The following is a 17,677-nucleotide window of genomic DNA, read 5'->3' as shown; positions in this document are numbered from 1 at the left end:
TCCCCGTCAAAGCATCAATCATGCTGCTTATTGGTAAACAATAAGCAGCATGTCTTGCACACCAGCGACATCAATTCTAACCCCCCTAGTGATTCATACTGATTCGTATTTAATCACTTGCTGATACCGCTATTAGTCTGCGTAATTAAATTGGTCGGAAATTAGTCATAAAAAATGCCGCCGGTTTCAGCTGAAAACGGCAGCATAAATAATTTATATAATGATATTAACGTTCGCGCAGCGCCTCTTTCGCGCGGTTGAACGGTTTGATCAGATAATCCATTACTGTCTTCTCACCGGTTTTAATATCAACGGTGGAGACCATTCCGGGGCTAATAGAGAAACGCTTGCCGGCTTTGTTCTGCACATAGTCATTATCAGTGCGGATAAATACGCGGTAATAATAAATCTCCGGTTTCACCTCATCCTGAATAGTGTCTGGTGAAATGCCTTCGACCACGCCGTTAATACCACCGTAAATAGCATAGTCATAAGCTGAAATTTTCACCACTGCATGCTGGCCCGGGTGAATAAAGGCGATATCACGCGGCGACAGGCGTGCTTCAATCAGCAGGCGATCGTTCATTGGCACGATATTCATTAATTCACCGTTAGGAGGAATAACCCCACCGACGGTCGACACCTTGATGTTTTTCACAATACCGTGCATAGGGGAGCGGATGGTCAAACGAGTTACGGTATCTTCGCGTCCTTTCACTACCTGTGACATGCTATCGGCTTCGGCGTTGGCCTTCGCCAACTCCTCACGCGCCTGCACATAGTATTGTGAGCGCATATCCGTGAGTTTCAATTCCAAATCTGACTTGTCACGCTGCAAGCGCAGTACTTCTACGCTGCTGGCTGCGCCGGTTTTCGCCAGCCGCTGGGTGATCGCCAGTTCGCGATTGGCTAAAGACAATGACTGATTAAACTGTGCCGTGGCATCGGTAAGCTGTGCACGGCGGGTTTTATACAGCCGAGTCTCAGAAGCGGTCAGGTCAGGGAAATCCTTTAGCTCGGACGGGAAAACCAGTGGCTTGTCATTAACTTCGGCATTAAGGCGCGCCGCAGCCGCCAGTGCCGCGCGATAACGGGCTGCGCTCTCGCCAACATTAGACTGAGAACGAGTGGGATCAAGACGGGCGACTATTTGACCGGCCTGCACCTCATCACCTTCATGGACCAGTAATGCGGTTAAAATACCGCCTTCCAGCGACTGCAACACTTGGTCACGCGAGCTGGGAATTACCTTGCCGGTGCCGGTAGACACTTCATCCAGCATGCCGAACCAGGCCCAAACCAGTGTAACCAGAAGTAATAAAGAGCTAATAACTATGAGGCGTACCGCGCCAGAATAGTGAGTTTCCGAACGCAGCTCGCCCAGCAGATCGTCAGATGAATCAACTTCTGCTGCCGTCACCAGCCTCAGTTTTCCGGGCAATTGCTTGATCATGATTTTGTCTCCGGCAGATTACCACCAGCGCGTGACGTTGACGTCGGCAGCGCATTCTCTTTCGGGCTGTCCATCACCAACTGCCCATCTTTGAGCACCAGCACACGGTCGACCAGGGCAAGAATAGCGGCGCGATGCGTTGCGACGATGAGAGTGCGCCCGTTCAGCCATTGGTCCAGACGTTCGATAAACTCTTTCTCGGTATGGTCGTCGAGGGAGGAGGTCGGCTCATCGAGCAGCACGATGTTAGGGTCACGCAGCAGCATACGCGCCAACAGCAGCGATTGCCGTTGTCCGCCGGATAGCCCGACGCCGCCTTCCATAATTGGGTGATCCAGGCCCAGCGGCAGGCGACGAATAAAGTCAGCACCACCGCTAACGCTCAACGCCGCGAAGATTGCGTCATCGGTTGCGTGTGCCGAGCCCATGGTCAGATTTTCACGCAACGTGCCGTGGAACAGTTTGGCGTTTTGCGTCAGTAAACCCACGTTTCGTCGCACATCGGCGAGATCAATGTGCGGCAGGCTGAGGTTATCGAGCCGCAGTTCGCCACTGACTAAATCCACGCCGCCAATCATTGCCTGCAGCATGGTCGATTTACCGGAACCGTTACGGCCCAGCAATGCTATCCGCTCACCCGGCTCAATGGTCAGGCTTTTGATACGCAGGGCAATAGTGAGTGAATCGGTATAATAACGGAACATGGCATCGGTAAACTGATAATGGCCAAACAGCACCGGGCAGTGAATACGAGTTTCGTCCTTGCTGTTTTCAACCGGCAGATTCATCAGCGCATCGAGGCTGTTTTTTGCCGCCTTGACTTGCTGCCAGCGCGCCAGTACGCCGCACAACGTCGCCATCGGAGCAATCATGCGCGAAGAGAGCAGGGAAGCCGCAACAATTGCACCGGTAGTCATATCACCATTGATAACCATTGGCGCGCCGACGACAATCACGCTGGCATAAACCAGCCCCTGCACCGTCACGCCCCAGCTTATCAGCGAGTGCATGACTTTGCGCATCTCAACGCCAGACTGCGCGGTGATGCGGATATAGCTGTTCCACTGTTGCAGGATGCGATCCTCTGCCTGCATCAGCTTGATGTCCTCCAGCCCTTGCACGCTCTCGACCAGCACCGCATTGCGCAGGGTCGATTCTTTCAACGCCTGCTGCGCCAGTCTGGCCAGTTTTTTCTGGCTAAACAGGCCGGGCAGCACCATCAATAGCACCGCCACCGGGGCTATCCACGCCAATGGCGGAGCAATAATTGCCATCACCAGCAGGAACAGCAGGAAAAACGGCATATCTACGATAGCTGATACCGTCGTCGAGGTGACCATTTCGCGGATCGCCTCCAGCTCACGCAACTGCGAGATAAAGGTCCCGGTGGAACGCGGCACCGCACTGTTACGCAGGCGCAGCGCGTGGCCAAAAACGCGGTCTGAAACCCGCATGTCGGCACGTTTACCCAGTAAATCGGTTACGTGATCGCGCCCGACGCGCAGGATATAAGTGAACACCACCGAGATGATCACCCCGATGTAGAGCACATAGAGAGTCGGGTAGGATTGCGCCGGAATTACCCGGTCATAGACCTGCATCGAGAAGATGATACCGACCAGCGCCAGCAGGTTGATCAGCAGTGAACCCAGCATTACGTAGCCGTAGGGGCGCAGGTCGCGCAAAACCAGGCGACGCAGCCAGTCCGGTTTGACCACGCTCAGATAACGGTCCACGCGGCTGTCTTTCGCCGCAGTTACCGGACGCAGCGCGGCAGCAAAATTGATCTCTGGCAGCAAGGTTTCCAGTGCGACCGGCGTGGGCTGCTCGTCGCCGGTGAAATGCACTCGCACTTCACTTTCACCATCAAAGCTGGTGATGACCCCTACCTGACCATCATGCAGCTCCACTGCCAGCGGCAGCCGCCAACTGGTGATTTCCCATTTGTTGTCTTCATACAATTGCAGCGACAGCCCGGCCTGACGTGCCAGGTGCCGCAATGCTTTGTCTCGGGGCTGTTTGCCCTGCCATTCGCTGGTGGCCATGATCATGCCCGGAGAACACGGTAGCCGATAATGAGTGGCAATCAGAATAATTGCCGTTGCCCAACCGTGCAGTGGCACATTTCCCCCTGTGCCACTGTTTGAGTGGTCGTCTGGGCCATCGGGAATTTGTAATTGGGTCATGGCTGGATCTCCACGGATTGGATCCGCTGATTATTCAAAGCAAACGCGGACCGCATCTGCCCGGTACTGTATAAACAATCGAGCTGCAGTGAGCGTAACTGGCTGATGGTTTGCTGGAGCGTAAATCGGGTTTGAAACACTTCTTGCTCGGCGTTCAGGACATCCAGTAATGGCCGAGTGCCAAGTTGCAGATATTGATCCTGATAAAGCTGCTGGGTTTTCTCGCCCAGGCTCTGTTGCCGCCCTTGAATGGCCAGGCTGAGCGCGAGGCTCTGTGACTCATTCTGCGATTCGCTGAGTTGCTGCCGGGCTTTTAAACGCGCCGAGTTTACCGCCGAATTGGCCGCGCCCAGCGCATTGGCAGCCGCATCACGGCTGGCCGTCATACCGCCGCCCTGATAAAGCGGCATCTGAACGTTGACACCAATCGAATACTGCGTGCGATTGAGCTCATCGCTGCCGGAGTAATGATCGTTGAGATAGCGCGATACCTGGGGATCAAGCGAAATAGTCGGCATCATTTGTGCATTGGCATTGTCCAGTTTTGCCTGTGCCTGATTGACCTGTGCCATAGCGGCAAGTACCGACGGATTGAGCTTGTCATCCGCTTTGACAAACTGGCAGGAACGCATCAGCTTGGCCGGGAAACTGTCGCTGACATTTCTTACTATTGGCCAGCCGAGATCAGTTGCCAGCGTGGCACGCCAGCGGTCAAGGTTGGCCTGATATTGGGTGAGGGTGGCGCGTGCGCCTTCGATACGCGCATCGGTTTGCGTCGCGTCGGAAAGAGACGCCGCACCTTCATCATTACGCTGACGCGCTAAATCACCAATCTTGTTCAGCGCCGTCAACTGCTCCTGGGCAATTTTCACTAGCTGCTGATAGCCTTGAACTTCCACCAGTGCAGCGGCGGTGTCGTGGGCTACAGTATCGATGCTGACCAACACGTTGGCCTGTTCTTGCGCCACGCCAGCTTCGGCAGAACGCACTGAGCTGCTGACCTTGCCAAAGTCATACAGCATCTGAGAAACCGAGAGTACAAACGAAGGGCTGTAACCTTTTTCGACATAGGAATTACTGTAGCCGTTATTCATACCGACGCTGACTTGCGGATAATATTTTGCTTTCGCCACATCAACCTGGTTGGCCTGCTCCAGCATTTTGCCGATAGCTTCGGCAATATCGGGGTGCCACTGAATCGCCCGCTGCACGGCCTGATTTATCGTTAGAGTGTCTGGTACGTTGGTCAGGGCAGGTTGGGAGATTTCACCGGTCAATGATGGCAGATCCTGTTGTTGAATCAGGCCTGCTGTAGAAATACTGCTTGCTGCAGTGAGAGCATCACTGGCAGCCATAAGTTGAGAGCTGTGAAACAAAGCAAAGCCAGCGCACAAGGCGCCGAGCTTAGTGATACGACGATAAGTTGCGCGAGATTGCCTCAAATCCATCTATATTCCACCAGTCAATGAGAGAAAAGGGGCACTTCCCTGTGCCCATACGCATCCCTGCGTTGTGTAACAACCTTTACGCTGTAGTGTTCTGGTGCGGCTGTTGCAGCAGTTCCTCAAGTGATGCGTTTACACCTTCCAACGTCACCAGCGGAGTCGTGCTGTATGCCGTACCAGTACCGTCACGGTCAATCGAAAGCACGGTGTTGCCATCAGAAGTATGGTCTACTTTCACAAAATCATTAACATTACTTGTGGAATCATTCCAACCGATAAGCAGGTTGCTGACGTCTATCTTGTCACCCTCGGAGACACTAAAGTCTGTCCAGGTATCATGACCATTACCCCCCGTGGCGTCTGCGGTAGCCAACAGGTGATAAACCAGCGTATCTGCTCCGGCACCGGCAGTAATGGTGTCGTCGTAGGCGCTGCCGGTAATGGTGTCGGCTCCCGTGGTGCCTGTGATGGTTGGGTGCAGGTCAATGGTAAACGAGTTAGTCGTGAGGGTGCCGTCAGTGGCCGCCAGTGAGTAACTGAATACCTCTTTGTGCGTGATGTCCTGCGCATTGACATCGGCACTCAGTGCATAGGTATAGCTACCGTTTGCGGCGATACTCAGCACACCATAATCACCAGTTACCTCAGTTGTACCCGTACTGCTCACGGTGGTGGAATCGCCGTGTTCATTAATGATGCTTAAGGTTCCGGTATGGGTAGTGGTGCTATCACCGTAGATGCTGCCGCTGGCATCACTCTCAGTCGTGCTGGCTGATTCAACCAGTAGACTGTTAGTGGTCAACGTTGTTGAAGCACCATCATGCAGTTCAAGCGTCAGGGTGGCCGTAGTCACGATACCGCTGGCATCCTTGACCGAATACGTGAAGGTGTCGGTCGTAGGCAAGGTATCGATGTCCAGACCGGCTTTCAGCGTATAGGTATAGTCACCGTGCGAGTTGATGGTCAATGTCCCGTAAGAGGAGTTGATCACCGTGTTGCCGCTCGCCGCAACTGCGCTGGTTCCGACCTCTGTGACCGCAGTGCCCGCCGGAATAGTCCCAGCCACGGAGCTGGTATCGTTTTCCAGCAGGTTACCGGTGACGGTAGCTGCCACAGTGACTGCCAGCGAGGTAATGTCCGAAACTGTGGTGATGGTGGTCACCGGCAATAACGTCACATTAAGCGCCGCGCCTAAAACTACCGCGTAGTTGCCGGTTCCGAGGTTGGAATAGGTAACGTTGCCGCCTGTTTGTGTCCCCAGGGAGATAAGCCCGGTTGACAGGTAGTTTGAGGTAACGCTTACCAATGCCCAGGAACCATTTGTCTGCTGCTCATACAGGTACAGCGAGTAGTCGGCAAGCAGGCTTATCCCGCCGACTGAGCCGTGAAGCGTGACCGTACGGGTATCATCGGCACCTACGCTGAACTGATAGGAGTTACCGTTCGACAACACGCTGGCACTCAGCAGGCCGCCCAGCCCGATATTAAGCAATGCGGTGTGCGTAACGCTGGTCGTTGGGTTGGTAATAGACCCTTCGGTGCTGGTGTAATCCACTATATTGGTGTCGTTGGCCGCCACGATGCTTATCGCACCAGTTGTGGTTGCCGTCGGTGAAACGTTGCCTGCAACGTCAGTCTGAGTCACCGTCAGCGTTGCGCCAGTGGTTTGCGCGCTGCTGAGAGTGACCGAGAAGCTGCCGTTGGCAGTCACAGTGCCGGTGCCAATGGTGTTACCATCCGCGTCCTTAACGGTGACTGTCGCGTTGGCTTCACCTTCACCCGTTAGCGTGGTTCCTGCCGCATTCACTGTCAGGTCGGTTGCAGCAGCCGGAGCTACGGTATCCACCGTAATGGAGACCGCCGTCGATGCCGGGCCGGTGTTGCCCGCTGCATCTGTTGCTGTCACGGTGAGAGGATGAGCACCATCGCTCAGCGCGACAGTCGTGTAGCTCCATGCTCCGGTATTGCTGGCCGTAGTGGTGCCAAGTAAGGTCGTACCGTCATAAATCGAAACGATAGCGTTGGCTTCAGTGGTGCCTGCAAGCGTTGGCGTGTTGTCATCGGTTCTGGCTCCGTTTGCCAGCGTACCGGTGATGGTGCCTACGTTATCGGTCACTGTCAGGTTGGTAATTGCCGCCGGGGCCACGGTATCAACGGTCAGCGTCAGGGTTGTTGCCGTACTGACGTTACCCGCTGCATCCGTCGCGGTGGCACTGAAGGTATGAGCTCCGTTGGCAAGCGTGGCAGTGGTGAAACTCCAGGCTCCATTCGTACCTGCCGTTACCGTACCAAGCACCGTAGTGCCTTCGGAAATGGTTACCAGGCTTCCTGCCTCGGCCGTGCCGCTCAATGCTGGAGTACTGTCGTTGGTGATGCCGTTATTGGCAATCGCCACCGGAGTACTACCGTCATTGTTGCTGGCAGTCAGAGTCACTGGGGCCGGTGCCGTGGTGTCGATAACCACCGTTGCAGCGGTAGCCGCACCGACGTTACCTGCGGCGTCGGTAGCTGTTACTGTCAGCGGATGGCTGCCAGTCGCCAGCACGCCCGTGGTGAAGCTCCAGGCACCGTTTGTTGCTGCGGTAGTTGTCCCCAGCAGCACACCATTGTCATAAACTTTGACCGTGCTGCCTCCTTCTGCGACACCGCTCAGGGTTGGCGTAGTGTCGTTGGTCGAGCCTCCGTTTGGCACTACCGTATTGGTAACATCGTTGGTTATCACCAGCGTTGACGCCGTTGGTGCAACAGTGTCGACCGTGATTGGGAAATTGGTCGCTGCACTGGTGTTGCCTGCCGGGTCGGTTACTGTGACGCTCAACGGATGGAGGCCGTTAGCCAGCGCCGCCGTAGTAAAGGTCCAGGCTCCGCCAGTTCCCGCAGTGACTGTCCCCAGCACTGTGGTACCGTCATAGACCGTCACGATGTCGCCCGCTGCGGTCGCCGTACCGGCCAACGTTGGCGTAGTGTCATCGGTTGTCGCACCGCTGACCAATGCACCAGTGATGGTCCCGACATTATCCGTTACAGTCAGGTCGGTAATCGGTGCCGGGCCGGTGGTGATCACAGTGAATGTTACGGTTGATGGCGTGCTTACGTTCCCCGCCGCATCAGTGGCTGTCACACTCAAAGTATGAGCGCCATCGGCCAGCGTTGACGAGATAAAGCTCCATGACCCCGCAGAGTTTGCCGTTACGGTACCCAGCACGTTTGTGCCTTCTGAAATGGTAATCAGACTGCCTGCTTCGGCGGTACCGGTAAGCGCCGGAGTATTATCGTTGGTGCTGCCATCTTGAGGAATCGGGATAGCCGCAGTGCCGTTGTTGTTACTGGCGGCAACTGTGACTGCATCAGGGGCAATGGTATCAATTACGACAGTAGTCGCAGGAGAAGCCACGCTGACGTTGCCCGCTGCATCCGTTGAGGTCACGGTAAAGGTATGGCTACCGTCAGTGAGATCTGCGGTGGTAAAGGTCCAGTTTCCGCCGGTGGCAATAGCAGTTCCAATTGCCGTAGCGCCATCATAGATGGTTACGGTAGAACCGGCTTCGGCAGTACCGCTGAGGGTTGGTGTCGCATCATTGGTCGTGCCCTGATTTGGCACCACGGTGTCGGTGACATCGTCGGTAACCACCAGCGTTGCCGCTACCGGCGCATGAGTATCGACAGTAAGCGTAACTGCAGTGGAGCGATCGCTGATGTTACCCGCCGCGTCGGTCACGGTGACACTGAAGGTATGAGACCCGTTAGTCAGCGTTGGAGTGTCGAAACTCCAGGCTCCAGTCGCGCTCGCCGTGGTCGTCCCAATGGCAGTGTCGCCATCATAAATGGTCACTATACCGTTAGCCTCGGCTGTGCCGGTCAACAACGGTGTATTGTCGTTGGTTTCGCCACCGTCAGGTATCGCAACAGGCGCGGCTCCGTTGTCATTGCTGGCTGCAATGCCGGTTGCTGCATCAGGTGCCACTGTATCAATAATGATATTGATGGTGTCAGAGGTGGTGACGTTTCCTGTGCCATCGGTAATGGTGACAAAGAAGCCGTGGGAGCCATCGGCCAATCCTGTCGATGGGGTAAAGCTCCATTGATTGTCCGCGCCAACGGTAGTCGTGCCGATCTGGTTGCCGACGCCATCATAAATGGTAATGATGTCACCCGCAGTAGACAGGCCGCTAAGTACTGGCGTGTTGTCATTGGTGCTGGCATTGTCGGCCAGTTGCACCAGCATCGGCCCGTTGTCATCAAAGACTTCAAGCGTGGTGGTGGCTGGCGGTAAGCCTGCTTCGATATTCAGGCTGAAATCTGTCGATGTACTGACATTACCTGCAGCATCGGTCACAACAATACTGAAATCATGCGTGCCGTTACCCAGGGCAGACGGGGTGATTGTCCACGCATTGCCCGCAGTGATGGTCGCAGTGCCCAACAGGGTCGTGCCTTCATAAAGACTGACGGTCGTCCCTGTTTCCGCCGTGCCCGAGAAGGTCGGAGTATTGTCGTCGGTGAGCTCGCCCGAGGTCAGAAGACCTTGAGAGTCGCCAACGTTATCAGTGACCTCCAGTGACCCAACGGGTTCAGGAACCACGGTGTCGATAGTGACGGCATACGGCGCTGACAGGGCACTTTCGTTTCCTGCTGCATCGACCACCGAGACGGTATAGCTATAAGTTGCATCCGGCAAGGTGTTGGTTTCATAACGCCATACGCCGTTATCAGCAACTTCAGCCGTGCCAACCAGCACGTTATCCTGATAGATATTGATGGTGGTGCCTGGCGTCGCCGTACCGCGCAACACTGGCGTATCGTCATTGGTGGAACCAGGGTTAGGGATCAGGACCGGGCTTGAACCTTCGTTGTTGTAGATGGCGAAGGTGGCAACCTCGGCAGGCGGTGTAAGGTCAACCGTGAAGCTATAGTTAGTGGTTGCACTGACATTACCTGCTTCATCTGTAACCGTAATTCCTACGTTATAGGTCCCTTCCGGCAGATCACTTGTGGCGGCAAAGCTCCATGCCCCAGTGGTCGCGTCAGCGGTTACTGTGCCTATTACCGAGCCATTGTCGGCGTTGAGAATTGTCACCAGACTGCCCGCTTCTGCGGTACCGCTGAGCACTGGCGTACCGTCGTTGGTCGAGCCGCCGTTTGGAATATCTACCGGCGCGGCACCATTATCGTTTTGCAGCAGCAGATTACTCACCGGTTCAGGCGCCGTAGCATCTACGGTAATCGTGAAGTCGGTTCCCGTGCTGACGTTACCAATTTCATCAGTGACCGTTGCGGTCAGTGTGTGAGTGCCATCAGACAAGGTAGGTGACTGGAAGCTCCAGGTTCCAGTATCGCTGGTAATGGTAGTGCCGATAACCTGCTGGTTGGCATCATAAATAGTTACCAGACTGCCCGCCTCGGCAGTCCCGCTTAGCAGCGGTGTGTTGTCATTGGTGATGCCATCGTTTGGAATGCCGACATCGGTTGTACCGTTGTTATTGAAAGCCTCAATGGTTGCTTCGGCAGGCGCACTGGTGTCAACCGTGAAGCTGATATCTGTCGGCGTGCTGAGGTTGCCCGCAGCATCACCCACCTGCACAGACAGCGTGTAACTCGCATCATCCAATTGCGGTAAGGTAATCGTCCATTGCCCATTGCTGTCAACAGTCGTCGAGCCAATCAAGTCTGTACCATTAAACACGTTGATCACGTCACCGGCCGTTGCTGTACCTGAAAGCAGCGGCGTACTGTCGCTGGTAAAGGTACCTTCGGTATTGGTGACTGGCGCAGTGCCGTTGTCAGTGCTGAGGATCAGATCCGTTGCCGCGGCCGGAGGTGTTGCGTCCACATCCAGACTGATAGTCGCCGGAGAGCTCACATTACCGGCAGCATCCGTAGCGGTAACACTCAGCGTGTGAGTGCCATCGGTTAGAGCAGCGGTTACCGGATAGCTCCAGGTGCCTGTCGAATCAACGACCAAGGTGCCGAGAACCGTAGCGCCGTCAGAAATGGTTACTGTGCTGCCCACTTCAGCGGTGCCGGTGAGAACCGGTGTGTTGTCGTTGGTCAGGCCGCCATCGGGAATAGCAACCGGTGTTGTGCCTGAATCATTGCTCAACGCAAGGTCAGCGACTGTCGGTGCCACGGTATCCACAGTCACGGTGACCGGCGTACTGGCTTCGCTGATATTACCTGCAGCATCTGTCACGGTTACCGTCAGACTATGATCGCCATCATTCAGCGTTGGCGTATAACTCCAGGCACCGGTGGCATCAGTGGTGGTGGTGCCCAGCACGGTGTCACCATCTGAAATAGTGATCGTGCTGTTTGCCTCGGCAGTCCCGCTCAATACCGGGGTGGTATCGTTAGTCGTGCCGCCATCGGCAATCGGAACCGGAGTACCGCTGGTATCATTGTTGAGCTGCAGACCCAGCGCTGCGTCCGGTGCGGTGGTATCCACGGTAAACGTAATCGGCGCGGTGGCTGCACTGGTATTGCCGGCCGGGTCAGTAACGGTCACAGAGATACTGTGATCGCCGGTTCCCAGAACAGGTGTAGTAAAGCTCCAGCTGCCGTCAGCGCCTGCCGTTACGGTACCCAGAACGGCGGTGCCGTCCAATATGGTGACCGTACTGCCCGCTTCGGCACTGTTTGCTCCGCCCGTAAGCACTGGCGTAGCATCGTTCGTGAAGCTGCCTTCGGCAATTGGCACCAGCGTGCTGCTTTCGTTATTGCTGAGTTGCACGTCGGTAGCTTCTGCCGGAGCCGTGGTATCAATGGTGAAATCAACCGCAGGCGAGGCTGGACCAGTATTACCCGCCGCATCGGTCACCGTGGTCGTCAGGCTGTGATCGCCTTCATCCAGCGGCGTGGTAGGAGTGAATGACCAGTTGCCGTCAGTGTCAACCGTTGCTGTCCCCAGCAATGTGCCGTTATCCGAGACATTAACCGTTGAGCCAGGCTCGGCGGTACCGCTTAATACCGGCGTAGTGTCATTGGTGGTGCCGTTGTAATCGGAACGGCGGTGCCGCTTTCATCATTGCTGAGAACCAGCTGATTGGCGGCCGATGGCGCAGTAATATCGACAGTAAAGGTAATGGCGGCAGACGGATCGCTGATATTGCCAGCAGGGTCAGTCACCGTGGTGGTCAGGCTATGGTCACCTTCGGCCAGCGTTGGCGAGGTGAAGCTCCAGTTGCCCGTGCTGTCTACTGATACAGAGCCCAGCACGGTAGTGCCATCGGAAATGGTCACTGTGCTGCCAGGTTCTGCCGTCCCGGTTACTAATGGAGTCGAGTCGTTGGTCAGGCCACCGTCGGCAATGACTACCGGGGTGCTGCCATCGTTGTTGCTGAGTACCACATCACTGGCAATGGCAGGAGGCGTGGTATCAACGGTGAAATCAAATGGTGCAGAAGGATCACTGACGTTACCCGCTGCATCGGTCACTGTAGTGGTGAAGCTGTGCGAACCTTCAGTGAGAGGATCGGTTGGCGTAAATGACCAGGTGCCATCGCTGCCAGCCGTTGCGGTACCCAGCACGATGCCGCCATCAGAAACGGTGACCGTGCTGCCCGCTTCTGCGGTACCGGTCAACACTGGTGTGGTGTCGTTGGTCGCATCATTGCTAATCGGAACCAGCGTACCGCTCTCGTCGTTGCTGAGTTGTAGGCCTGTCGCGGAAGCCGGAGCCTGGGTATCGACAGTAAAGGTGAGAGGGTCCGAAGCCGGGCTGATATTGCCGGCAGCATCGGTCACAGTCGTTGTCAGGCTATGATCGCCGTCGGTCAGGGTTGGCGTAGTGAAGCTCCAGGTACCGTCGGTGCCCACCGTAGCCGTGCCCAGTATTGTGTCGCCATCAGAAACGGTGACTGTGCTGCCCGGTTCTGCGGTACCGCTGAAAACTGGCGTGCTGTCATTGGTGGCACCATCAGCGTCCACGACTACCGGGGTTGCGCCCTCGTCATTGGTCAGTTGCAAATCATCTGCTGCGGCAGGGGCTATGGTATCAATGGTGATAGTGACATTGCCTGAATCCGCAGTGTTACCCGTAGCATCGGTCGCGATAGCGTGGAAAATATAGGTGCCGTCTGGCAGGGCGGAAGTATCAAACGTCCATTGGCCGGTGCCATCTGCCGTGGTGGTCCCAAGTTCGACATCGCCGTTATACAGGGTGATTGTATTGTTGGCACCCGCCAGGCCCGTCAGCGTTGGGGTGTTATCATGAGTGTTGGCACCATCGGCAAGCTGCACCAGCGTGCTGCCGGTATCATCAAACACTTCAATCGAACTGGTCGCTGGTGGCAGACCTGCATCCACGGTGAGATCAAAGGCTGGAGATGCCGGGCTGACGTTGCCTGCTGCATCGGTCACTGTGGTAGTCAGGCTATGATCGCCGTTGCTTAATGCTGGCGGAGTGTAGCTCCAGCTGCCATCAGTGCCTGCAGTTACCGTACCCAGCAGGGTCGTGCCGTCATAAACGCTGACGGTAGTGCCCGCTTCGGCTTGCCCGCTCAGAGTCGGCGTGCTGTCATCGGTGGTGGCTCCGGACGTCAGTGGCCCTTGGGAATCGCCGACGTCATCAGAAACAACCAGACCGGTTACGGCAGCCGGTGCAACGGTATCTACGCTAAAGGTAATCGGGTCAGAGGCCGGACTGGTGTTGCCAGCGGCATCGGTGACGGTAGTGGTGATACTGTGATCGCCGTCGTCCAGAGTCGGCGTGGTGTAGCTCCAGTTGCCATCGCTATCCACTGTTGTAGTACCCAGCACGGTGGTGCCATCAGAAATGGTGACCGTGGTGCCAGGTTCTGCGGTGCCGGTCAATACTGGCGTGTTGTCGTTGGTTGCGCCATCTGTCGCTACCACTACCGGCGTTGCGCCCTCGTCATTGGTCAGTTGCAAATTGCCAGCCGCATCGGGCGCGACAGTGTCGATGATGATGGTGATATTGCCAGAATCGGCAGAGTTACCGGTTGCATCGGTTGCGACAGCGTGGAACACATAGGTGCCGTCGGCCAATGCGGAGGTGTCAAACGACCATTGACCGTTGGCATCCGCAGTCGCCATGCCTAACGCCTCGGTGCCATTGTAAATAGTGATGATGTCATTGGCACCGGCGACGCCGGTCAGAGTCGGGGTATTATCATGGGTACTGGCACCATCGGCCAGTTGAACCAAGGTGCTGCCGGTATCGTCAAACACTTCAATGGAACTGGTTGCTGGAGGCAGGCCTGCTTCAACACTCAAGTCGAAAGCTGGTGATGCCGGACTGACATTACCCGCGGCATCGGTCACCGTGGTGGTCAAACTGTGGTCACCATTGCTCAATGCTGGCGGAGTGTAGCTCCAGTTGCCATCGCTACCCACAGTCGTTGTACCCAGCAGGGTAGTACCGTCGTAAATGCTGACAGTGGTGCCCGCTTCGGCTTGCCCGCTCAGCGTTGGCGTGTTGTCATCGGTAGTGGCACCGGAGGTCAGAGGTCCCTGGGTATCGCCGACATCATCGGAGACTACCAGTCCGCTAACGGCAGCCGGGGCAACAGTATCCACGGTAAAGGTAATTGGATCGGAGGCCGGACTGGTATTTCCTGCGGCATCAGTGACGGTCGTAGTGATGCTGTGATCACCATCGTTAAGGGTTGGGCTGGTAAAGCTCCAACTTCCGTCGCTGCCTGTTGTCACCGTGCCCAACACGGTAGTGCCGTCAGAAACGGTGACTGTGCTACCTGGCTCGGCAGTGCCGGTCAGCACCGGCGTGGAGTCATTGGTTGCGCCGCCAGAAGTGACTGGCACTGGCGTGTCGCCTTCGTTGTTGATCAGTTGCAGATCGCCTGCAGCATCAGGCGCAACAGTATCAATGATAATAGTGACATTACCTGAATCGGCAGTGTTACCCGCTGCATCTGTTGCGACAGCATGGAAAACATAGGTGCCGTCTGGCAGGGTGGAAGCATCAAACGACCATTGGCCGCTGGCATTTGCCGTCGCGGTGCCTAACAAGACGTCACCGTAGTACAGCATAATAGTGTTGTTGGCACCGGCCAGACCGATCAGTGTCGGAGTATTGTCATGGGTGCTTGCACCATCGGCCAACTGCACCAGCGTGGCGCCAGTATCGTCAAAGACTTCCAGAGAGCTGGTTGCCGGAGGCAGGCCCGCGTCAACGGTAACATCAAAGGCCGAGGTGGCCGGGCTGACGTTACCGGCAGCATCGGTTACTGTGACTGTCAGGCTGTGCGCGCCATTGCTCAATTCTGGCGTTGTAAAGCTCCAGTTGCCGTCGCTACCGACGGTGGCAGTACCCAACAGAGTGGTACCGTCGTAAATACTCACCGTGGTACCGGCTTCTGCTTGTCCACTCAGCGTTGGCGTGTTGTCATCGGTAGTAGCTCCGGAGGTCAGTGGACCTTGCACTGCACCCACGTCATCAGTGACTACCAGGCCGGTTGCTGCAGCCGGTGGAACGGTATCGACAGTAAAGGTAATCGGGTCGGAAGGCGGGCTGGTATTGCCTGCCGGATCGGTAACGGTAGTGGTGATGCTGTGGCCGCCGTCCCCCAGTGGAGGTGTGGTGTAAGTCCAGGTGCCGTCAGAGCCGGTTGTTGTAGTACCCAGCACAGTACCCCCATCAGAAATGGTGACGGTGCTACCAGGTTCAGCGGTACCACTCAAAACAGGCGTGCTGTCGTTGGTGGAACCGTTTTGGCCAACAGGTACAGTTGTAGCGCCGTCATCGTTGGTGAGGGTAATATTGCCTGCTGCTTCCGGGGCTACAGTATCTACGGTGAAGGTAATAGGATCAGTCGCTGCACTGGTGTTACCTGCTGCATCAGTGACTGTCACTGTCAGGCTGTGCTGACCATCGCCAAGAGCAGGAGTCGTAAAGCTCCAGCTACCATCGGCACCTACTGTTGCTGTTCCGAGCAGCGTCGTGCCATCGTAGACATTAACCGTGCTGCCAGCCTCGGCAGTTCCGCTTAAAGTTGGGGTGTTGTCGTCGGTGTTGGTGCCATTGGTAATGGCTCCCTGCACCGCGCCGACATTGTCGGTGATGACCAGATTAGTGACTGCGCTCGGTGGCGTGGTGTCTCCACCACCGTTGTTACCGCCGTTATTACCACCGCCATTGTTGCCACCATTATTGCCGCCGCCGTTATCGGTGCCGCCATTGTTACTGTCATTACTGCCGCTGTGTCCACCGCCGCCGCCGCCAACCAGTGCGGCTAAACCTGCCAGTAATGCGCCTGTAGCACCGATACCAATTGCCGTGTTCACCGCGTCGCTGTTACCGCTTTCGGCCAATAGCGCATCTGTGCTGTCAATTGAGACATAATGGACACCTTCTGTGCCCGGATCCTCTACCCACCACAGGGCACCATGATTATCCTGCAGGACCAGATCGCTATCACCATTTGGGCCATAGAAACCATGAATAACAAGAACTTCACCAGATTTGGTGGTGACAACTAAATCATTACCATTGCGTGTAAGAGACTTAATATCTGATTGATTGAGATTGAGTTTAACAACACTTGGAGCAGTCAGATTAACCTGGTTACCGCTGAGTTCAGAGGCAATTGTCCCACCCTTTGGGGTTACTGAAATATTGTTCATGTTATCGTGATCCCGCGCAGTTATGAAAATCGATAAAACGCCCGGCATCCCTAGATCTAGATGCCGGTTCTGACAGTGATTAATCCCTTAGATTATTCACTCCTTCTCTGAATCGACTTCATCGATGCAAATGATGAAATCGCATTGAGCCTTTTAAGTCAGTTAAAGCCGGAAACGAAACAGGGGCAGGTATGACTTGCGTAATATCTTTTAAGATCAATAGTTCTACGCGGATAAAAGCGTGATTAAAAATGCCGATATTTCCACACGAAATCGCGTGATACTGAGCTGGCTTCTGTTGAAATTTTTAATAATTTGAGAAGCCGATCACAATATACTTATCGATATTTTTAGTGATGAACTAATGAAATCCTATCTGGTTTGGCTGAATATTTTTACGACCCGGTGAAGGTATAACTGCTATTAAATGCCAGCGCATGGCTGACGAAAATCCCATATATTTTTGATGGGTTTATATTTTTTTATTGAGCTTTTCGACTTCGGTAAAACACGGCTGTGGTGCATAAATTTTTAAAAAAATCTTTAGATTTTCTGATGTAATGGCAGGAGAGTCCTCTAAACATGTTTATGGATTAACCCAAACCTTACTCATTAATCACACCTTGAAAAAAAGACTAACGTAAAATTTACATTTTGAAAAATAGGTGAAGGCATTTTTTTTGGTTTTTTTGATAGGAAAAACAAATTAGCGTGCTTTTTAAATTTCTTTTATGTACACCCTGGTATAGGAAAAATCCTTTAAAAAACCACAATATTTTGTATTTTTAATAATTTAAGAAATCTTAACATGATGAATTATATGGAATTAAAATTGATGCATCGTAGTGATAGTTTGATTTCTATAAAAAATGACCGTGATTATTGACTCAGATGACAGGTCCTACAAGCCAGTTAGGTTTCAGTTTTTTGGCTCTCATTTACATTTATTAATGTGTAAATTTTGTTTATATATCACAAATATTTCTCAGAAGCTT

General features: G+C 54.6%; 5 protein-coding genes and 1 pseudogene. All 6 read right to left on the bottom strand.

Annotated features, from left to right (window positions below):
- Window positions 1-226: 226 nt before the first annotated feature.
- Window positions 227-1,453 (bottom strand): HlyD family type I secretion periplasmic adaptor subunit, encoded by a 1,227-nt coding sequence (locus AB3G37_RS14170; RefSeq protein WP_009635401.1) that lies wholly within the window; start codon window positions 1,451-1,453, stop codon window positions 227-229.
- Complete coding sequence (locus tag AB3G37_RS14165; RefSeq protein ID WP_369788193.1) at window positions 1,450-3,639, bottom strand: type I secretion system permease/ATPase; 2,190 nt, start codon at window positions 3,637-3,639, stop codon at window positions 1,450-1,452. Before AB3G37_RS14165 ends, AB3G37_RS14170 begins: the two co-directional genes overlap by 4 nt.
- On the bottom strand, window positions 3,636-5,087 hold the full coding sequence (locus AB3G37_RS14160; protein ID WP_009635403.1) for a TolC family outer membrane protein: 1,452 nt from the start codon (window positions 5,085-5,087) through the stop codon (window positions 3,636-3,638). Before AB3G37_RS14160 ends, AB3G37_RS14165 begins: the two co-directional genes overlap by 4 nt.
- 76 nt (window positions 5,088-5,163) lie before the next feature.
- Window positions 5,164-9,876: an Ig-like domain-containing protein gene (locus AB3G37_RS14155; RefSeq protein WP_369790963.1), complete on the bottom strand. Its 4,713-nt coding sequence runs from the start codon at window positions 9,874-9,876 to the stop codon at window positions 5,164-5,166.
- A 75-nt stretch (window positions 9,877-9,951) separates the two neighbouring features.
- Window positions 9,952-12,024: pseudogene (locus AB3G37_RS14150) on the bottom strand (Ig-like domain-containing protein); the annotation flags it as partial.
- Window positions 12,025-12,041: 17 nt separating this feature from the next.
- Entirely contained in the window at window positions 12,042-16,682 is a 4,641-nt protein-coding gene (locus tag AB3G37_RS14145; RefSeq protein WP_369788192.1) for an Ig-like domain-containing protein, read from the bottom strand.
- Between the last annotated feature and the right edge of the window lie 995 nt (window positions 16,683-17,677).

The sequence above is a fragment of the Rouxiella sp. WC2420 genome (assembly GCF_041200025.1).
Classification (GTDB): domain Bacteria; phylum Pseudomonadota; class Gammaproteobacteria; order Enterobacterales; family Enterobacteriaceae; genus Rouxiella.
Note: the sequence above shows the minus strand (reverse complement) of the source record. Positions and strands in the feature narration are given on the sequence as shown.